This window comes from Roseateles sp. P5_D6 (assembly GCF_054049415.1).
In genome coordinates this window covers 154,028-172,903 of sequence record NZ_JBFUMK010000007.1, presented here as the reverse complement: position 1 = coordinate 172,903, position 18,876 = coordinate 154,028, and the positions used below count along the sequence as shown (strand labels likewise).

The 18,876-nt window shown below is 68.7% G+C and carries 16 protein-coding genes; 12 read left to right on the top strand and 4 right to left on the bottom strand.

The annotated features are described in order from the left end of the window. Positions 1-365: 365 nt before the first annotated feature. From fba to ACXJKM_RS11810, 7 genes are all read left to right on the top strand, one after another. Positions 366-1,430, top strand: coding sequence for a class II fructose-bisphosphate aldolase (fba, locus tag ACXJKM_RS11840; protein ID WP_056205053.1), 1,065 nt, complete (start codon positions 366-368; stop codon positions 1,428-1,430). 7 nt (positions 1,431-1,437) lie between these two features. Continuing rightward, the gene (locus tag ACXJKM_RS11835; RefSeq protein ID WP_457352520.1) at positions 1,438-1,863 is read left to right on the top strand and encodes a gamma-glutamylcyclotransferase family protein; all 426 of its coding nucleotides are present in this window, start codon (positions 1,438-1,440) and stop codon (positions 1,861-1,863) included. Positions 1,864-1,961: 98 nt separating this feature from the next. Continuing rightward, positions 1,962-5,084, top strand: coding sequence for a PAS domain S-box protein (locus ACXJKM_RS11830; protein WP_457352518.1), 3,123 nt, complete (start codon positions 1,962-1,964; stop codon positions 5,082-5,084). A gap of 1 nt (position 5,085) precedes the next feature. Then, positions 5,086-5,466, top strand: a complete 381-nt coding sequence (locus ACXJKM_RS11825) for a response regulator (RefSeq protein ID WP_057298198.1) — start codon at positions 5,086-5,088, stop codon at positions 5,464-5,466. Between the two features lie 31 nt (positions 5,467-5,497). Further along, a complete protein-coding gene (locus tag ACXJKM_RS11820) occupies positions 5,498-6,394 on the top strand; it encodes a phosphoribosylaminoimidazolesuccinocarboxamide synthase (RefSeq protein ID WP_457352516.1) in 897 nt (298 codons plus the stop codon). Between the two features lie 97 nt (positions 6,395-6,491). Continuing rightward, on the top strand, positions 6,492-7,634 hold the full coding sequence (locus ACXJKM_RS11815; protein ID WP_457352514.1) for a hypothetical protein: 1,143 nt from the start codon (positions 6,492-6,494) through the stop codon (positions 7,632-7,634). A gap of 127 nt (positions 7,635-7,761) precedes the next feature. Beyond that, entirely contained in the window at positions 7,762-9,537 is a 1,776-nt protein-coding gene (locus tag ACXJKM_RS11810) for a serine/threonine protein kinase (RefSeq protein WP_457352512.1), read from the top strand. A 35-nt stretch (positions 9,538-9,572) separates the two neighbouring features. Here ACXJKM_RS11810 and ACXJKM_RS11805 read toward each other — a convergent pair whose 3' ends face one another. Continuing rightward, on the bottom strand, positions 9,573-10,523 hold the full coding sequence (locus ACXJKM_RS11805) for a tetratricopeptide repeat protein (protein ID WP_457322917.1): 951 nt from the start codon (positions 10,521-10,523) through the stop codon (positions 9,573-9,575). A 115-nt stretch (positions 10,524-10,638) separates the two neighbouring features. On the opposite strand from ACXJKM_RS11805, the gene purE reads away from it, so the two are divergent. From purE to ACXJKM_RS11785, 4 genes are read left to right on the top strand one after another with little or no spacing between them, the layout of a single operon-like run. Continuing rightward, on the top strand, positions 10,639-11,103 hold the full coding sequence (purE, locus tag ACXJKM_RS11800) for a 5-(carboxyamino)imidazole ribonucleotide mutase (protein ID WP_056205300.1): 465 nt from the start codon (positions 10,639-10,641) through the stop codon (positions 11,101-11,103). Further along, complete coding sequence (locus ACXJKM_RS11795) at positions 11,100-12,287, top strand: 5-(carboxyamino)imidazole ribonucleotide synthase (protein WP_457352510.1); 1,188 nt, start codon at positions 11,100-11,102, stop codon at positions 12,285-12,287. The genes purE and ACXJKM_RS11795 overlap by 4 nt, the downstream gene beginning before the upstream one ends. After that, entirely contained in the window at positions 12,287-13,273 is a 987-nt protein-coding gene (locus ACXJKM_RS11790; protein WP_457352508.1) for an L-threonylcarbamoyladenylate synthase, read from the top strand. Before ACXJKM_RS11795 ends, ACXJKM_RS11790 begins: the two co-directional genes overlap by 1 nt. 24 nt (positions 13,274-13,297) lie before the next feature. Continuing rightward, complete coding sequence (locus ACXJKM_RS11785; protein WP_157282187.1) at positions 13,298-14,257, top strand: SGNH/GDSL hydrolase family protein; 960 nt, start codon at positions 13,298-13,300, stop codon at positions 14,255-14,257. A gap of 104 nt (positions 14,258-14,361) precedes the next feature. Here ACXJKM_RS11785 and ACXJKM_RS11780 read toward each other — a convergent pair whose 3' ends face one another. Then, positions 14,362-16,107 (bottom strand): long-chain-fatty-acid--CoA ligase, encoded by a 1,746-nt coding sequence (locus tag ACXJKM_RS11780; protein WP_457352506.1) that lies wholly within the window; start codon positions 16,105-16,107, stop codon positions 14,362-14,364. Positions 16,108-16,169: 62 nt separating this feature from the next. Next, on the bottom strand, positions 16,170-16,871 hold the full coding sequence (locus ACXJKM_RS11775) for an FFLEELY motif protein (RefSeq protein WP_457352504.1): 702 nt from the start codon (positions 16,869-16,871) through the stop codon (positions 16,170-16,172). Positions 16,872-16,906: 35 nt separating this feature from the next. Here ACXJKM_RS11775 and ACXJKM_RS11770 point away from each other — a divergent pair, with 35 nt between their 5' ends. Continuing rightward, positions 16,907-17,770: an esterase/lipase family protein gene (locus tag ACXJKM_RS11770; protein WP_457352502.1), complete on the top strand. Its 864-nt coding sequence runs from the start codon at positions 16,907-16,909 to the stop codon at positions 17,768-17,770. Here the strand turns inward: ACXJKM_RS11770 and hppD are convergent. Then, positions 17,722-18,861, bottom strand: coding sequence for a 4-hydroxyphenylpyruvate dioxygenase (hppD, locus tag ACXJKM_RS11765; RefSeq protein ID WP_457352500.1), 1,140 nt, complete (start codon positions 18,859-18,861; stop codon positions 17,722-17,724). The two genes, ACXJKM_RS11770 and hppD, sit on opposite strands and share 49 nt — an antisense overlap. Positions 18,862-18,876 lie beyond the last annotated feature (15 nt).

The window sequence follows — 18,876 nt, the reverse complement described above, 5'->3', positions numbered from 1 at the left end:
ACCGACTCTGGAGGCTGCCGGCCTTTGGGACGGGTGCGCGCCGGGGAGATTTGCCATGCCAGACAAGGCGCGGCCGCCGCTGTGGGGTCATCCCCACGAGGCGGGCGCAACGCTGGATGGCGTGGCAAATCGCCCCGGCCCTACGGGTTGACCCGCCTTCGAGGCTCATGCGGCGTTGCAAATGCTCGCCGGGTAACCCACCCGGCTCCGCTTTGCGCCTTGCCTGACCCCCGAATGCGGGTCAACGCGCGCCCGTCCCAAAGGCCGGCAGCCTCCATAGAATCCCCAACCAGTTACGAAGCGGTTACGGCCTAGGGTGCGTACCGCAGTCGGCCCAGATTTCTCAACTCCACCGGGGACAACCCATGCCTCTCGTTTCCATGCGCCAGTTGCTGGACCACGCCGCCGAAAACGGCTACGGCATCCCAGCCTTCAACGTCAACAACCTGGAGCAGGTGCAGGCCATCATGGCCGCGGCCGACGAGGTCGGTGCACCGGTCATCCTTCAGGCCAGCGCCGGCGCCCGCAAATACGCTGGCGAGCCCTTCATCAAACACCTGATCCAGGCCGCCTGCGAGGCCTACCCGCACATTCCCCTGGTCATGCACCAGGACCACGGCACCAGCCCCAAGATCTGCGCCGGCGCCATCGATCTGGGCTTCGGCTCCGTGATGATGGACGGCTCGCTGATGGAAGACGGCAAGACGCCGGCCTCTTTCGAATACAACATGGAAGTGACCCGCAAGGTCGTCGAGATGGCGCACCAGGTCGGCGTCACCGTCGAGGGCGAGCTGGGCTGCCTGGGCAACCTCGAAACCGGTGATGCCGGCGAGGAAGACGGCATCGGCGCCGAAGGCAAGCTGGATCACAGCCAGATGCTGACCGACCCCGAGGAGGCCGCCGTGTTCGTCAAGGCCACGCAGCTCGACGCGCTGGCGATCGCCATCGGCACCAGCCACGGCGCCTACAAATTCAGCCGCAAGCCCACGGGCGACATCCTGGCCATCGGCCGCGTGAAGGAGATCCATGCGCGCATCCCCAATACCCACCTCGTCATGCACGGTTCGTCCAGCGTGCCGCAGGAGCTGCTGGCCATCATCAACCAGTATGGCGGCAAGATGAAGGAGACCTTCGGCGTGCCGGTCGAGGAGATCCAGGAGGCCATCAAGCATGGCGTGCGCAAGATCAACATCGACACCGACATCCGCCTGGCGATGACGGGCGCGGTGCGCAAGTTCCTGGCCGAGAACCCCGACAAGTTTGACGCCCGCGAATGGCTCAAGCCCGCCCGCGAAGCCGCCAAGGTCATCGCCAAGGAGCGCTATATGCAATTCGGCTGCGAAGGCCAGGCCGGCAAGATCAAGGGCCGCACGCTGGTCGACATCGCTGGCGCCTATGCGCGCGGTGAGCTGGCACAGAAGGTCCAATAAGGGTTCAGTGACGCGTCACTGCTTCACCTACGGCTCACTGATGTGGGCCGACATCATGGCCCGCGTCTGCGGGCGTGAATTCGCCAGCGAGCCGGCCTCGCTGGCGGGTCATGCGCGCCACCCGGTGCGCGGCCAGGATTATCCCGGCCTGCGGGCCGCGCCCGGCGGCCTGGTGCCGGGGCGGCTGTATCGCGACGTCGACGCTGACGCCTGGGAGCGGCTGGATGCCTTCGAGGGCGTCGAGTACGAGCGCGCCGATGTCGTCGTGGCGCTGGCCGACGGCAACGCGCTACTGGCCCAGGTCTACCGCTTCCGCCCCGAGTTCGCCGACCGGCTGCTCCCTGGGGACTGGGACGCCGACGCTTTCGCCCAGGAGGGCCGGGAGCGCTTCATCGCCCGCTATGTGGGCTTCGAGCTGATCACGCCACGCTGAAGCCCCGGGAATAAGACACGTTTTCGCCTGATGCCCCCCTGTTCGCGGGGTCACAATGCATCGGCATAACCCCTTGGTCATTGGGGTCGGGAGCTGGGATGGACGAGCTGACCGGAATCGTCGCGCGAGCGGGTTTCCTGCCCCACGGCTATTGCTTCCAGTGGTCGCCCGGCCTGCTCTGGACCATGGTCGGCGCCGATCTTTCCATCGCGCTGGCCTACTTCTCCATCCCGCTGGCCATCGCCAGCTATGCCCGCCAACGCCCCCAGGTCAACCTTGGCAGCATCGCGACGCTGTTCGCCATCTTCATCTTCGCCTGCGGCGTGACCCATGTGCTGGACGTCTGGACGATCTGGCGCCCCGACTACGGACTGCAGACGGCCGGCAAGGTCTTCACCGCCTGCGCGTCCGTTCTGACGGCGGCCGTGGCCTGGCGCCTGATGCCCACGCTGCTGGGCCTGCCGTCACTGGACGAGATGCGCACGGCCAACGAGGCGCTTCGCAGTGAGATGGACCGCCGCCACAGCGCCGAGGACCATCAGCTGGAAGCCGAGCAGAGCCTGGCCGCCACGCTGTCGGCCATCGACGCCGGCTTCATCACGACCGACGGCGACGGCCGGGTCACGCGCATCAATGCCGTGGCCGAGCGCATCACCGGCTGGCCGGCGCGCGAGGCCCTGGGCCTGCCGGTCTGGCAAGTCTTCCAGCGCGAAGGCACGCCGGCCGACCTGAAGGAGCGCAACCCCATCGACGTCGTGCGCGAGCGCAACCGCGAAGGCGCTTTCCAGCGCCAGGCCGTCTGCGTCGCACGAGACGGTAGCCAGCGGCCCGTTGAGGTTCACGCCGACCTGACCCACCACGCCGACGGCCGCGTGCGTGGCGTCGCCATCGTCTTCCGCGACGTGGGCCGCCTGACTGAAGCCGAGGCCGAGGTGCGCCGCCTGGCGGCCGTCGTCGAGTCCTCGGCCGACGCCATCATCGTCAAGACGCCGGATGGTCGCATCACCAACTGGAATGCAGGCGCCGAGAAGATGTTCGGCTACACGGCCGCGGAGGTCGTCGGGCAGCCGGTGCAGATGCTGATCCCGCCCGAACGTGAAGCCGAGGAGACGCGCATCCTCGCCAGTCTCGCCCAGGGCCAGCATGTGCCGCCGTTCCGCACCGTTCACATCGCCAGGGACGGCCGGCGAGTCGAGATCTCCGCCCAGGTCTCGCCGCTGCGCGATGCGGCCGGCCGCATCATCGGCGGCATCAAATCCGCCCGCGACCTGACCCACCAGCGCCAGATCGAGACCGCGCTGCGCCAGAGCGAGGCGCGGCTGCGCTTCGCCCTCGAGTCCGCGGCCATCGGCGACTGGGAGCTGGAGCTGGACAGCGGCCTGATCCACCGTTCGCGCCGCTACGACCAATGTTTCGGCCGACCCGACTCTGAAGGCCCGTGGGACCGCGAGCGCATGCTTGCTGCCGTCCATCCCGACGACCGGGCCATGGTGGAGGCCGGCCTGGCGGCGCTGCCCGAAGGCCACCGGCCCTGGCATGCCGAGTTCCGCGTCGTCTGGCCCGATGACAGCGTGCACTGGCTGCGCCTGGACGCCCGGGTCACCCACGACGACGCCGGTTCGCCACGGCTGGTCGGCATCGTGGCCGACGTGACCGCCATGCGCACCGCCGAGCAGGCCCGCCAGCAGTCCATCTGGCTGGCGGCCGAGAACCGCCGCGTGCAGGAAAGCAGCCGGCTCAAGAGCCTCTTCCTCGCCAATATGTCGCATGAACTGCGCACGCCGCTGAATGCCGTCATCGGCTTCGCCGACCTGCTGACCATGAGCGCCCATCCGCCGCATCTGCTGGATGGGCCGCGCCAGCGCGAGTGGCTGCAGCACATTGCCAGCAGCGGCCGGCATCTGCTGGCCATGATCAACGACGTGCTCGACCTGTCCAAGATCGAGGCCGGCAAGATGGACTTCCATCCCGAGCCGGTCGAACTGCCGGCCCTGGTCGACGACGTGATGGCCACCGTCGCGGTGCTCGCCGAGCAGCGTGGCCTGAGCCTCAAGTCCTCCATCGAACCGGGGCTGCGAGACCTGGTGCTGGACCCCGCTCGGCTCAAGCAGGTGTTGCTCAACTATCTGTCCAACGCCATCAAGTTCACGCTCGCCGGCGGCCACGTCGAGCTGCGCGTGGTGGGCGAGGGCCCGCGGCTGTGGCGGTTGGAGGTCGACGACAGCGGCATCGGTATTCCGGCCGACCGCCTCGGCCATCTGTTTGTCGAATTCCAGCAGCTCGACGACGGCCTGACCAAGCGCCACCAGGGCACGGGACTGGGGCTGGCGCTGACGCGCCGGCTGGTGGAAGCCCAGGGCGGCCGTGTCGGCGTCTACAGCGAGCCCGGGCGCGGCAGCCGCTTCTACGCCGTGCTGCCGCGCCAGCCGCTGGATGCCGGCGAGCCGGTCGGGCGGCCGGCCCACCAGCAGCTCATCGCCCTGCGCGACCATCCGCTGCGCGACGGCCTGGCCCGTGATCTGTCGCGGGCCGGCGTGAGCGCCGACACCGCGTCCACAGCCGGCGAGGTGCTGCGCCTGACCCGCGCGCGCCGTTACACCGAACTGGCCATCGACCTCGGCCTGCCTGATGCGCCCGGCCTGTCATTGCTGGCGGCGCTGCGCAGCGGCGGGCCGTCCATGCACGCGGCCGTCAAGGCGCTGGCGCTGACGCCCCCGACGGGGGCGGGCGTGGCTTTCACGGTATCCGACGTGCTGGCCAAACCGCTGCGCCGCCCGGCCCTGGCGCGTGCCCTCGTGCCGCTGCGCGACCGGTTGGGTCCGGGCCGGCCGGTGCTGGTGGTCGACGACGAGGCGGTGTCGCGCGAGCTGATGTGTGCGGCATTGCAGGCCACGGGCGTCGAGGCCGTGGCCGTCGGCAGCGGCGCCGAGGCGCTGCAGCGCCTGCCCGCCCTGCAGCCCGGGGCCATCGTGCTCGACCTGATGATGCCCGGCATCGACGGATTCCAGGTGCTGCATGAACTTCGCGGGGACCCGCGCTGGGCCGAGCTGCCCGTCATCGTCTGGACGGCGCTGACCCTCAGTGGGCAGGACATCGAAAGCCTGGCGCGCTCGGCCGCGGCCATCGCCMGCGCTGGCGAGGCCGAAGCCCTGGCCGAGGTGCGCGATGCGCTGCTGCGCGCCGCCCGCCAGGACCGGCGTGGCCGACTCACGAAAGGTTGACATGGCTGGCGAACGCATCCTGATCGTCGACGACAACGAGCTCAACATCGATCTCGCACAGTACGTGCTGGAGGCCGACGGCTTCATCGTCGACCGCGCTCTGCACGTCGACGAGGCCTGGGCGCGGCTGCGCGCCTACCGGCCCGCCCTGGCCCTGGTTGACATCCAGTTGCCGGGCACCGACGGCCTGAGCCTGGTGCGCGCCATCAAGGCTACGCCCGACCTCGCCGATCTGCCCGTCATTGCCTTCACCGCCTTTGCCATGCCGGGCGACGAGGTGCGCTTTCGCGCAGCCGGCTGCGACGGTTATCTGACCAAACCGATCGACGTGCACAGCTTTGCTGCAACCGTACGTGGCTATCTGGCCGGAGGGGGCACCTAAAATCCGCGGCGTTGCCCTTCCGCTCGCCGCCATGCCCCAAGCCTTGTACGAATCCAGCCTGACCTCCCTGCCGCTGCTTGGCCGCGGCAAGGTGCGCGAGAACTACGCCGTCGGCGACGACCGCATCCTGATGGTCGCCAGCGACCGCCTGTCGGCCTTCGACGTCATCATGGGCGAGCCGATTCCGGGCAAAGGGGCGCTCTTGACCCGCATGGCGCTGTTCTGGTTCGACAAGCTGCAGGGCATCGTTCCCAACCATCTGACCGGCCAAGACCCGCTGTCCGTGGTGTCGGCCGAGGAGCGCGAGCAGCTCAAGGACCGCACCATGCTGGTCAAGCGGCTCAAGCCCCTGCCCATCGAAGCCGTCGTGCGCGGCTACCTGGCCGGCAGCGGCTGGGCCGAGTACCAGGCCAGCGGCAGCGTCTGCGGCGTCAAGCTGCCGGCGGGCCTGCGCAATGCCGACAAGCTGCCCGCCCCCATCTTCACGCCGGCCACCAAGGCCGAGATGGGCGATCACGACGAGAACATCTCGTTCGAGCAGGCGGCTGAAATCATCGGCGCCGACCTCGCCGCCCGCGTGCGCGACATCTCCATCCAGCTCTACCAGCGCGCCGCCGATTTCGCGCTGACCAAGGGCATCATCATTGCCGACACCAAGTTCGAGTTCGGCCTGGATGCCGAGGGCACGCTGACGCTGATGGACGAGGTGCTGACGCCCGACTCCTCACGCTACTGGCCGGTCGAGAGCTATGCGCCGGGCAGCAACCCGCCCAGCTACGACAAGCAGTTCGTGCGCGACTGGCTGGAGGCCGTGCGCATCGACGGCCAGCCCTGGGGCAAGAAGGCTCCCGCGCCGGCCCTGCCGGCCGAGGTGATCGCCAAGACGGTGCAGAAGTACGAAGAAGCGCTGCAGCGGCTGACGGCATGAGCGCCGCGCCGGGCCGTCCCAAGCAAGCTCGCTCCCGCCTGGCGAACGCCTGGCCGCGCTGCCGGACAGGCAAGGCCGCAGGCCGAAGGGTGCACCAATGAGTGCAGCCGGCCCGGTCAAGCTTCGCAGCCGGCTGGCACAGCGGCTTGACGGCGAGATTGCCGCCGTCGCCTCCATGCCGGCGCGTGCCGCCGTGCTGCAGGTCCAGCGTGCCATCCTGTGGCTGCGCCATGGCCGCGAGGTCGAGGCCCGCGAGGAGCTGAACCGCCTGCAGGCGCGCGCCCTCGTGCATCCGCGCATCGAGCTGGCCGCCTGGCTGCATCTGGCCGAAGGGCTGACGGCTTATTTCAGCGCCTTCGGCGGTGGCGCCCGTGAACGCGTGCGGCGCGCCCACGTCATGGCCAAGGCGGCCAACCTGGCGGCGCTGCAGACCCTGTGCGACGCCTGGCTGGCGCAAATGGCCTTTGTCGACCGCGATATCGACCGTCTCGTCGCCCATGCCGCCGCCGTGCTGGCCGCCCCCGCGGACAACCCCGCAGCCTGTCGCGTCGCTTCTGCGCTGGGCATGGCCTGGGACCTCGCGATGGGGGCTCGGGACGAAGCCGCCGCGTCGTCCTGGTATGCCTGGGGCCGCCGCGCCGCCAGCGCCGACGGTGACGACGCCGGCCTGGCTGCCTTGCTCTACAACCAGATGCAGATGCGCGCCCTGCGCATCCGCCACGCTGCCCTGGCCGGCGAGCCTGGCGAGGCGCCGGCCGTGCTGCTGGGGGTGGACTCCATCGGCCATTTCGACGATGCCGTGGGCGGTTCGGCCCGCGCCAACCTGACCCCGCTGCTGCGCGCCCAACTGCTGACCGTGCAGGGTGACTACGCCACTGCCGCTGCCTTGCTGGAGGCCAACCTGCCCGAGGCGGTGGCGGCTGGCCTGGCCCGTACCGGCGGCAGCCTGCTGGCCGACCTGGCCTGGTGCTGGGCCAACAACGGCGAGGTCCAACGCGCCAGGGCCCTGGCCGATCAAGCTGCCGTCGAGGTGCTGGCCGAGGATGCGGCCCATTGCGACCTCGACGAATGCGCGGCCCTGCACGCCCGCCTGGCCCAGGTCTACGCCCGCTTGCATGAGGATGGGCTGGCAGCCCGCCACGGCGACGCCGCCCAGGCCGCCTGGGGCCAGGACGCCGCCCAGCGCCGCCTCTGGGCCGAGCGCTTGAGTAGCGCCGGGCTGGGCACTCCGCCACGCTGACCGGCTTTTTCCGGAGAGTCGGCACGGCCTGGCTGCGTTACCCTCGCCGGCCTATGAGCAACGCACGGCCGCCCGAAGGGGCTCATTCCCGCTCGGCGGGACAGCGCGCAGCGCGAAGGGTGCATCAGTGACCGCCGACTCCCGCGACGACGACGCCATCAACGCCCTGCCCGTTGGCACCCGCTTTGGTGAGCTGGAGATCATCGGTACCCTGGGCGTGGGCGGCTTCGGCATCGTCTACCTCGCACGCGACCACTCGCTCGAGCGCGAGATCGCGATCAAGGAGTACATGCCCAGCCAGTTCGCACTGCGCGACGGGCAGTCCCAGGTGTCGGTGCGTTCGGTCTCCATGAAGGAGACCTTCGAGCTCGGTCGACGCAGCTTCGTCAACGAGGCCAAGCTGCTGGCGCGCTTCGACCACCCCTCCCTGCTCAAGGTCTACCGTTTCTGGGAGGCCAACGGCACCGCCTACATGGCCATGCCGCGCCTGGTCGGCCAGAACCTTCGCGAGGCGCGCAAGGCCCGACCGACGCCGCCACCCGAGGCCTGGGTCAAGCGCATCTTCGACGCCGTGCTGGGTGGGCTGGAAACCCTGCACGCCCAGAACGTCTGGCACCGTGACGTCGCGCCCGACAACATCTTCCTGCCCTCCGACGGCAGCCCGCCCATCCTGCTGGACTTCGGCGCCGCCCGCCAGGCGATCAGCGACCGCACGCAGGTCTTCACCGCCATCCTCAAGCCCAGCTTCGCGCCCATCGAGCAGTACGCCGAGGCGACGACACTGCGTCAGGGGGCCTGGACCGACTTCTATGCACTGGCCGCCGCCATGCATGAGCTGCTGACCGGCCGGCCACCGCCGCCGGCGACGGCCCGCGCGATGGGCGACGAACTCCTGCCGCTGGAGGTGCCCGGCTATTCACCGGCCTTCCTCGCCGGCATGGACTGGGCGCTGCGTGTCGCCCCCCATCAGCGCCCCCAGACGGTCGCCGCCTGGCGCGAGGTGCTGGACGGCCGTTCGGCCGTGCCGCGTCCCCAGCTCGCTCAGCCCCGGGTGCCGACTGCACCGCCACCGCCGGCACCCTCGGAGCCGCTGGATCTCGAATTCGCCGACACGGTGCAAGGCCCGCCGCTGGACGAGGACGACGGGCAGACCGTTGTCGTGCCGCTGCGCAAGTCTGCGCCGCTGCCTCCTCCTCCTCCGTCCCCACCCGCGCCGCCGCCGCGTGCCGCGAAACCATCGCAGCAGGCCGCGGCCGCGAAGCCGCCCTCCTGGCAGATGCCAGCCATGATCGGCGGCGGCGTGGGCGCCTTGCTGCTGCTTGGCCTTTTTGTCATGCAGTTGCGCGGCAACCAGGCCAAGCCCGAGGTGACACTGGCCGAACCCGCCGCATCCGTGGCCGCACCGGCTCCGGCGCCCGTGCAACAGGCCCAACCCGAACCCCAGGCTCCGGTGGCCAGCGCGCCAGCTTCACAGCCTGCACCCGCGCTCACGCCGGTGCCTGTGCCCGTCAAGCCTGCGCCCGCGTCGGCTGCGACTGGCGTGAACACCCGCCCGGTGGCACTGCCCGCCTCGGCGCCTTCGCGTCGCGACACGGCGCCCAAGCCCATCGTGACCGAGAAGGCCGGCGACTTCCGCCCGGTGCCGCGCAGCCCCGTCTTCGCGGCGCCCGAGCCGGCGGCCTCCAGCCCGGCCGCCCCGTCGAGCAAGGCGGCCCCGGCATCGGCGGCCCCTGCGCCGTCCACCGAGCCGCGCACCGCCAACGAGGCCTGCGGCGGCCGGGTGCTGTTCGCGCGCGCCTGGTGCATCGACCGGCAGTGCGAAAAGCCGATCTATCACAACGACCCGGAATGCGTGAGGCTGCGCGACATCCGCAGCAATCGCGGCAACAGCGGCGTGCCCTGAGTATTCCGGGCCGTGCGGCTGTCAGGCGGGCCTGATCAGAACAGCGCCATCGACAGCTTGCGCCGATAGCTGTCGATGAGCGGGTCGCTGGGCACGACGGCGGCCTTGCCGGAGAGTTCCAGCGTGCCACTTTTGGCCTCGGCGGCGTGCTTGGGAGCCGGCTTGGTCAGCAGCTCGAGGATGGCCACGTAGGTTTTGCGCGCGGCCTCGCCGTTCCAGGCCTTGTCGCGCATGATGATTTCCAGCAGCTCGTCCATGGCCTCGGTGAAGCGCTGGTTGGCCAGGTGCAACTGGGCCAGCGTGAAGCGGGCGTCGAAATCGCGCTTGTTGGCGGCGATTGATCCCTGCAGCGCCGCCGGGTCGGCGCCCGTGGCGGCTTCGAAGGCGCTGAGCCAGGTGGCCAGTGCCGCCAGGCGCGGCGAGGGCACCAGGGTGTCGGCGGCCTTGGCCGCCACCGGGGCGAAGGCAGCGCGCGCGTCGTTGAGCAGGCCGAGTTCCAGCAGCGCCTTCACGTAATCGAAGCGGGCAGCGTCATTGGCCGGGTCGGTCTGCACGGCATGGGCCAGCTTGGTCAGCGCGGCTTCCAGGTCGCCGTCGGCCATCAGATCCTGGGCATCGGCCAGGTCGGCCTCGGCTTCGAGTTCCTCGCCGGCCGGCACGTGCTTGTCCAGGAACTCGCGGATCTGCGCCTCGGGCAGGGCGCCGACAAAGCCGTCCACCGGCTGGCCGCCAGAGAACATCACGCAGAAGGGGATGGAGCGCACGCCGAACATCTGGCTGAGCTGGGTGGCGATCTCGGGCACCTCGTCGCTGTTCAGCTTGGCCAGCGTGAAACGGCCAGCGTAGGCGGTTTCCAGCTTCTCCAGGACGGGACCCAGGGTCTTGCAGGGGCCGCACCAGGGCGCCCAGATGTCCAGCAGCACGGGCTGGTTCTGGGACGCGACGATGAGTTCGGCTTCGAAGTTCTGGAGGTTGATGTCGATCATGGCTGAGGGTAGTTGCGGACGCGCCACCTACAATTCAAGGCTTTTCTGAGCCTTCCGGAGCGCGACCTTGTCCACCCCAGCCCCCCAGAACCCGGATGCCGTCATCGGCATCGTCATGGGCTCCAGCAGCGACTGGGAGACGATGAAGCAAGCGGCCGAGATTCTGACCGAGTTCGGTGTCGGCTTCGAGGCGAGGGTCGTGTCGGCCCATCGCATGCCCGATGAGATGTTTGCCTATGCCGAAGCGGCGGCAGGCCGCGGGCTCAAGGCGATCATCGCCGGTGCTGGCGGTGCGGCTCATCTGCCGGGCATGCTGGCCGCCAAGACGACGGTGCCGGTGCTGGGCGTGCCTGTCGCCAGCCGGCACCTGCAGGGCGTTGACTCCCTGCATTCCATCGTGCAGATGCCCAAGGGCATCCCGGTTGCGACCTTTGCCATCGGCAATGCCGGCGCGGCCAATGCGGCGCTGTTTGCGGTGGCGATGCTGGCGACGCGTGATGCGGCCCTGCTGGACAAGCTGAATGACTTCCGCACGAAACAGACCGAAATCGCCCGCGCGATGAGCGAGGAACTGCGTTGACAGCCCTTCTCCCTGGTGCGGCGACGCTTGGCGAGTCGCGGCAAGCGACGCTGGGCGTCTTGGGCGGCGGCCAGCTCGGTCGCATGTTCGTGCATGCCGCCCAGGCCCTGGGCTACCGTTGCATCGTGCTCGACCCTGATGCCGTCAGCCCGGCGGGCGCCGTGGCCGAGAAGCACATCAAGGCCGACTACCTGGATTCCTTCGGCCTGGCCCAGCTGGCGCGCGACTGCGACGCGATCACGACCGAGTTCGAGAACGTGCCGGCCCTTGCGCTGGAGACGCTCGCCGGCATGCGTGTCGTGGCGCCCGCCGCGGCGTCGGTCGCCGTCTGCCAGGACCGCGCCATCGAGAAGGCGCATTTCGAAGCGGCCGGCGTGCCCTGCGCGCCGCATGCCGTCATCACCAATGAGATCGAACTCGCGGCCGTCGACCCGGCCCTGCTGCCAGGCATCCTGAAGACCAGCCGTATGGGCTATGACGGCAAGGGTCAGGTTCGCGTGGCCACCACCGCCGAGCTGGCCCAGGCCTGGGAAGGGCTCAAGCGCGTCCCTTGCGTGCTTGAACAGTTGCTGCCGTTGAAGGCCGAGCTGAGCGTGCTGGTGGCGCGCGGCGCGGACGGGCAGATCGTCAACTTCCCGGTGCAGCAGAACCTGCACCGCGGCGGCATCCTGGCCGTCACCGAGGTGCCGGCGCCGGATGTGCCGGTCGAGGTCGACAGGCTGGCAGTAGCCGCCGCCCGCCAGGTCGCGGACGCGCTGAACTATGTCGGCGTGCTGTGCATCGAGTTCTTCTGGTTGCAAGATGGCCGCCTGGTCGTCAATGAGATGGCGCCGCGGCCGCACAACTCCGGCCACTGGACGATGAACGGCGCCGATGTGTCGCAGTTCGAGCTGCAGGTGAGGGCGCTGGCCGGCCTGCCATTGCCGGCGCCGCGCCAGCATTCGGCCAGCGTCATGCTGAACCTGCTCGGCGACCTCTGGTTCAACGACGACGGCGGCCCCACGCCCCCGGCCTGGGACCGCGTGCTGGCCCTGCCGGGCACGCATTTGCACCTCTACGGCAAGGCCGACGCCCGCCATGGCCGCAAGATGGGCCATCTGAACATCACGGCTGACACGCCTGTGGCGGCTCATGCGGTCGCCGTGGAGGCTGCCGCCATCCTGGGCCTGCCCACCGACTTCTGATGTTGCTTCTGCCCGGCAACGATCCCGAAGCCGTCCAGGCCGCCGCGCGCCGCCTGGCCGACGGCGAATTGCTCGGCCTGCCGACCGAGACCGTCTATGGCCTGGCCGCGCGCGCCGACCAGGACGAGGCCGTTGCCAGGATCTTTGCCGCCAAGGGCCGGCCCAGCGACCACCCGCTGATCGTCCATGTGCTGGACGCCGCCGGCGCCGAACCCTTTGCCGACCATCTGCCCGTCGCCGCACGCCGGCTGATGGATGCCTTCTGGCCCGGCCCGCTGACCGTCATCGTGCCGCGCAAGGCCGGCATGGCCGAGGCTGCGGCCGGTGGCCACGCCACCGTGGCGCTGCGCTCACCCGCCCACCCGGTCGCCCGCGCCGTGCTGGCCGCAGCGCGCGCGCTGGGCGTCGAGGGCTTGGCCGCGCCGAGCGCCAACCGGTTTGGTCGCGTCAGCCCGACGCTGGCTCGCCATGTCGTCGAGGAATTCGGCCCCGAGCTGATGGTGCTGGACGGCGGTGCCTGCGAGGTGGGCATCGAGTCCAGCATCGTCGACTGCAGCCGCGAGCATCCGGCCCTGCTGCGCCCGGGGCTGATCAGCCGTGGCCGCATCGAGGCCGCCCTGGGCCAGCCGCTCGTGGAGCCGGATGCCACGGCGCCCAAGGCCTCGGGCACCTTGGCTGCGCACTACGCGCCGAGCGCCCGCGTGCGCCTGCTGGATGCCCAGGCGCTGGCTTTACGTTTGGCCACAACGGCCGCCAGCGGGGGCTTGGAGGGGGTGGCGGTATATTCACGCGCCCAGCTGCCGGCTTGGCGCTGGCAGGCCATGCCGGCCGACCCGGCGGCAGCGGCCCACGAATTGTTCGCGGTGCTGCGCCTTCTGGACGCGGCCGGCGCGCGCGAAATCTGGGTCGAGGCACCGCCCCACGACCCTGCCTGGGATGGCGTGCGCGACCGGCTCAGCCGGGCCGCGGCCGCCTTTTCCGATTGAGTTCTTGTTCCTGAGTTGATCGTCATGCAACGTGTTGTCTCCCAGAAATTGAAGCGCGGCCTGGCTTTGGCCATGGTGGCAGCGGCCGCGCTGATCGCCGGCTGCGGCGGTGGCAGCTCCCAGCAGATCGACCCGTTTGCGCCGACCCGCGTCATCGCCTTCGGCGACGAGATGGGCACCATTCTGCAAAGCGGCAAGAAGTACACGATCAACGGCCTGAATCCCGACACCAAGCAGGTGGACTGCAAGCTCAGCCCGGTCTGGAGCCAGATCCTGGCCGGCGGCTTTGGCTTCGTCTACCCGCAGTGCAACACCGACTTCGTCGCGCTGCCCCAGGGCATCATGTACGCGGCACTGGGCAACAAGGTTGCCGATGTGCGCGACAAGATCGACCTGCATCTGTCCAACGACCGCTTCGGCCCCAAGGACATCGTGTCCATCATGGTCGGCGTCAACGACATCCTCGAGCTGTATCGCCAGTTCCCGGCCCAGAGCCGTGACTCGTTGATCAACGAGGCCAAGGCGCGCGGCAAGCTGCTGGCCGACCAGGTCAACCGCATCGCCAATGCCAACGGCCGTGTGCTGGTGGCCACCATCTTCGACGTCGGCCTGACGCCCTACGGTCAAAAGGAAAGACAGCAGCAGACCGACATCGACCGCGCCATCTTCCTGAACGACCTGAGCTCGGCCTTCAATACGACCATGCGTCTGAACCTGCTCAACGACGGCCGCCTGGTCGGCCTCGTGCTCGTTGACGAGACGATCCAGCAGATCGCGCGCTTCCCGGCCGCCTTCGGCTACGCCGATGTGACGAACGCGGCCTGCCGCACCGAGGTCGCGCCTCAGGACTGCACGACGGACACGCTGGTGACCGACGCCAACCCCACGCAATGGCTGTGGGCCGGCGACACCCTGCTCGGCCCGAGCGCGCAGCAGCGCATCGGCACTTTGGCGCTCACGCGCGCCAAGAACAACCCGTTCTAGCCCACCCCCGAGGCTGAGCCCGGACACAAACAGTCCTGAGGACTGTTTGTGCCTGGCGAAGGACAAGGCCTCTGGCCTTGGCAGCGAGCGCGGCCTAATAAGACTTAGGCAGTGTTGGTGCGGAGTTCTCTGCGCAGGATCTTGCCGACGTTGCTCTTGGGCAGTTCGTCGCGGAACTCGATGAACCGGGGCCGCTTGTAGGCCGTCATCTGTGCCGTGCAGTAGCTGACCAGGTCTTCCTCGGCCAGCGCCGGGTCGCTCTTGACGACGAAGAGCTTGACCGCCTCGCCCGACTTGGCGTCCGGCACGCCCACCGCGGCGCACTCCAGCACGCCCGGGTGCATGTTGACGACCTGCTCGATCTCGGTCGGGTAGACGTTGAAGCCGCTGACCAGGATCATGTCCTTCTTGCGGTCGACGATGCGCACATAGCCGCGCTCGTCCATGATGCCGATGTCGCCCGTCTTGAAGTAGCCGTCAACGCACATGACGTTGGCGGTCTCGTCCGGGCGCTTCCAGTAGCCGGCCATGACCTGCGGACCGCGGATGCAGATCTCGCCGCGTTCGCCGATCGGAAGGTCGCGGCCGTCGTCGTCGCGGATGGCGATCTCGGTGGACGAGATAGGCAGGCCGATGCTGCCGTTGAAGGCGCGCTGGTCCAGCGGATTGATGGTCGCGGCGGGGGATGTCTCGGACAGGCCGTAGCCCTCGACGACCGGGCAGCCGGTGACCTTGAGCCATTTCTCGGCCGTGGCCTGCTGCACGGCCATGCCGCCGCCGTTGGAGATGACGAGCTCGGAGAAGTCCAGCCGCGAGAAGCCCGGCTCGGCAGCCAGCGCGTTGAACAGCGTGTTGACGGCCGGGAAGATGTGGATCTTGTGGCCCCGCAGCGTCTCGATGAAGCCGGGGATGTCGCGCGGATTGGGCACCAGGATGTTGAGGTGGCCCATGCGCGCACCGAGCATGAAGCAGGCCGTCAGCGCGAAGATGTGATAAAGCGGCAGCGCACAGACGTTGGTGAACTGCATGTTCTGGTCGGGCAGCCGGGCCAGCATGGGCTGGAACCAGGCCTCGACCTGCAGGATGTTGGCGACGATGTTGCGATGCAGCAGCGTCGCGCCCTTGGACACGCCGGTCGTGCCACCGGTGTACTGCAGGAAGGCGACGTCGTCGGGGCCAAGTTCAGGCTTCTTCAGGTGCAGGCGCTCGCCATGGGCCAGCGCCTCGTTGAAGCGCACGACGGTGCGGCCGTCGCCCTCTTTTGACATGAGCTGCAGGCGGAACTCCGGCACCATCTTCTTCAGGTGGCGCACGGCAAAGTTGATCAGCGGGCCCTTCCACCAGTTCAGCAGGTCCCCCATGGACGCCAGCACGACATGCTTCACGTCGGTCGCGTCGATGACCTCGGACAGCGTGTGCGCGAAGTTCTCCAGCACGACGATGGCGCGCGCGCCCGAGTCCTTGAGCTGATGCTCCAGCTCGCGCGGCGTGTACAGCGGGTTCACGTTCACGACGACGAAGCCCGCGCGCAGGATGGCCGCGATGGCCACGCCGTACTGCAGCAGGTTGGGCATCATGATCGCGACGCGGTCGCCCTGCTTGAGCCCCTGGGCCTGCAGCCAGGCGCCGAGCTGCATGGAGAGCTGGTCGATCTCCGAGAAGCGCATGCGCTGGCCCATGCAGATCGCAGCGTCGCGCGAGGCGTGCTTGCGGAAGGCCTCGTTGAGCAGGTCGACCAGCGAGCCGTAGATGCGGGTGTCGATCTGCGCCGGCACGCCGGCTGGGTAGCTGGCCAGCCAGGGCTTGGCGCGGGATGTCACTTCGGTGACTTCGGCAAGGACGGCGGTCATCGAGGGCCTTCTGACGTGCTTGGCGTGAAGCCTTCGATGTTGGGACGCCGTGTTACATCAAGCTAGGGGAGTTGCCCTAACGCGGACGCGTCACCGCGAAACAATGCGCGTGCGAGTGTGTCCTCACGGTGTCGCACAGTGGACAGGAACTCGCCCGCGCCCCGCATCGCGCGGAAAGTGTCAAAGCCGCTTTCGAGAAAGCTCTGCAGCGCGCCCAGGCCCGCCATCTGCGCGGGGCCGCGCATCAGCCGCAGCGTCTGGCGCAGCAGCGGCTTGCGGGTCAGCTTGTCCAGCGACTCGCCCACCGCCATCGTCAGCTCGATCTGCCGCTGCCGCGATACCGGGTCGCCGCAGGCGCGCCAGGCAATGGCGTATTCGTCGGGCTTGATATCGGCTGACAGCAGGTGCTCGGCCATGCGCGTATCCAGGCGTTCGGACAGGGCGTGCAGCTGCGCGAGCTTGGCGACCGTGTCGACGACCTCGGCGGGAAAGAGGCGGGTCAGCGTCGGGATGACGCGGGCGAACTGCGCATCACGCTGGCGGTAATCGTCGGGACCGTAAAGCTCGTGCAGGAAGAAGCGCGTGGCCGCCTCATAGCGTGGGTTGGCGAGCAGATCGGCATAGGTGGCCGCAAATCGGCGCTGCTGGAAGGCCTTCACGCTCTGGACGCGGGCCTCGAGCTCGGGGTCGGCAGCACGGCGGGCGCGTTCCGCGTCGACGGCGCGCAGTTCCTTCAGCAGGGATTCGGCACTCAGTTCATCCATGGGTCGGCGGAATTCTGCCTTCCTACACTCGGGCGATGAACGGACGACTGCAAAGGATCTGGGTGTTGCTGCGGCTGGCCCTGGCGCTGGCCGTGGGCTGGCGCTTCGGCTGGGGCTGGGGGCTGCTGACGCTGGGCCTGCATGCGCTCATTCTGGCGGGGGGCTTCCTGCAATTGCGCTGGGTGAACCGGCCCRCACCGGCCTGGGGGCAACTGCTTCGCGCCTGGGCCCAGGAGGTCGTCGCCAGCGAGTTGGCCTTCTCATGGCGCCAGCCCTGGCGCGAATGGGCCGAAGCGGATCATCTGCCGGCGGGCGCCGGGCAGAGCGTGTTGCTGGTGCACGGTTTTTCCTGCAATCGTGGTCGCTGGAACGGCTGGATGGAGCGCCTGCGCGAGCAAGGAGTCGCTTTCGTCGCGCCTTCGCTGGAGCCGGCTTTCGGCAGCATCGATGTCTATGCGGAGGAGATCGAAGCCGGCGTGCAGCGGTTGAAGGCACTGACTGGCCGTATGCCCATTCTTTGCGCCCACAGCATGGGCGGCCTGGCGCTGCGGGCCTGGTGGCGCCGCTTCGGCGCGGGGCATGAGGCGCCGCACGTCATCACGCTGGGTTCACCCCACCAGGGCACGCGCATGGCGGCGCTCGGTCTGGGCGTCAACACGCAGCAGATGCGCCTGGGCAATGCCTGGCTGGCGGCGCTGCCGGGTCTGCCTGACGTTGACTGCTTCTGGACGCCCTGTGACCAGATCGTCAATCCGGCGGAGCGGGCGATCCTGGCCGGCGCGCGGGCGCACCGGCTCGATGGTGTCGGCCACATGGGCCTCGTCCATTCGGAGGAGGCCTGGCAGTGTCTTCAGACGGCCTTGGCGGGCTCGTCCTTCAGCACACCGCGGCGGATCTGATCCAGTTCGATGCTCTCGAACAAGGCCTTGAAGTTGCCTTCGCCGAAACCCTCGTTGCCCTTGCGCTGGATCAGCTCGAAGAAGATCGGACCGATGACTTCCTTGGTGAAGATCTGCAGCAACAGCTCGTTGTCCACGCCCAGGTGGGTGGCGCCGTCGATGAGGATGCGCAGGCGGCGCAGTTCGTCCACGTTCTCGCCGTGGCCCGGCAGGCGCTTGTCGATGAGGTCGAAATAGGTCTCGATGGTGTCCTGGAACTGCACGCCGGTGCTCTTCATGCCCTCGACCGTGCCGTAGATGTCGGTCGTGCCCAGCGCCACGTGCTGGATGCCCTCGCCGTGGTACAGGTCCAGGTACTCGGCGATCTGGCTCTTGTCGTCCGAGCTTTCATTGATCGGGATGCGGATCTTGCCGCAGGGGCTGGTCATGGCCTTGCTCTTCAGGCCGGTCAGCTTGCCCTCGATGTCGAAGTAGCGCACCTCGCGGAAGTTGAAGAAGCGCTCGTAGAACTCCGACCATTCCTTCATGCGGCCGCGGAAGACGTTGTGCGTCAGGTGGTCGATCTCTGTCAGGCCGTGGCCCACCGGGTTGGGGTCGACCGGCTGGTCGTTGGCGTCCAGCAGCGGCACGAAGTCCACGTCATAGATCGAGATATTGCCGATGGCACCGGCGCCCGCACCGCCCTTGCCTTGCCAGCGGTCGACGAAATAGATCAGCGAGTCGCCGATGCCCTTGATGGCGGGGATGTTCAGCTCCATCGGGCCGGCCTTGTTGTCGAAGCCCCAGGCGCCCAGCTCCAGCGCGCGTTTGTAGGCATGGCCGGCGTCCTGCACGCGCAAGGCGATGGCGCAGATGGATGGGCCATGCAGGCGCGCGAAGCGCTGCGCGAAGGAATCGCTCTCGGCGTTGATGATGAAGTTGACGCCACCCTGGCGGTACAGCGTCACGCTCTTGTGGCGGTGCTTGGCGACGGCCTTGAAACCCATGGTCTCGAACAGCTTGCCCAGGCCCGCCGGATCGGGCGCGGCGAACTCGATGAACTCGAAACCATCGGTGCCCATCGGGTTGTCCCAGGGGGTGAACTTGGCCATGAAAGTCTCCAGCGG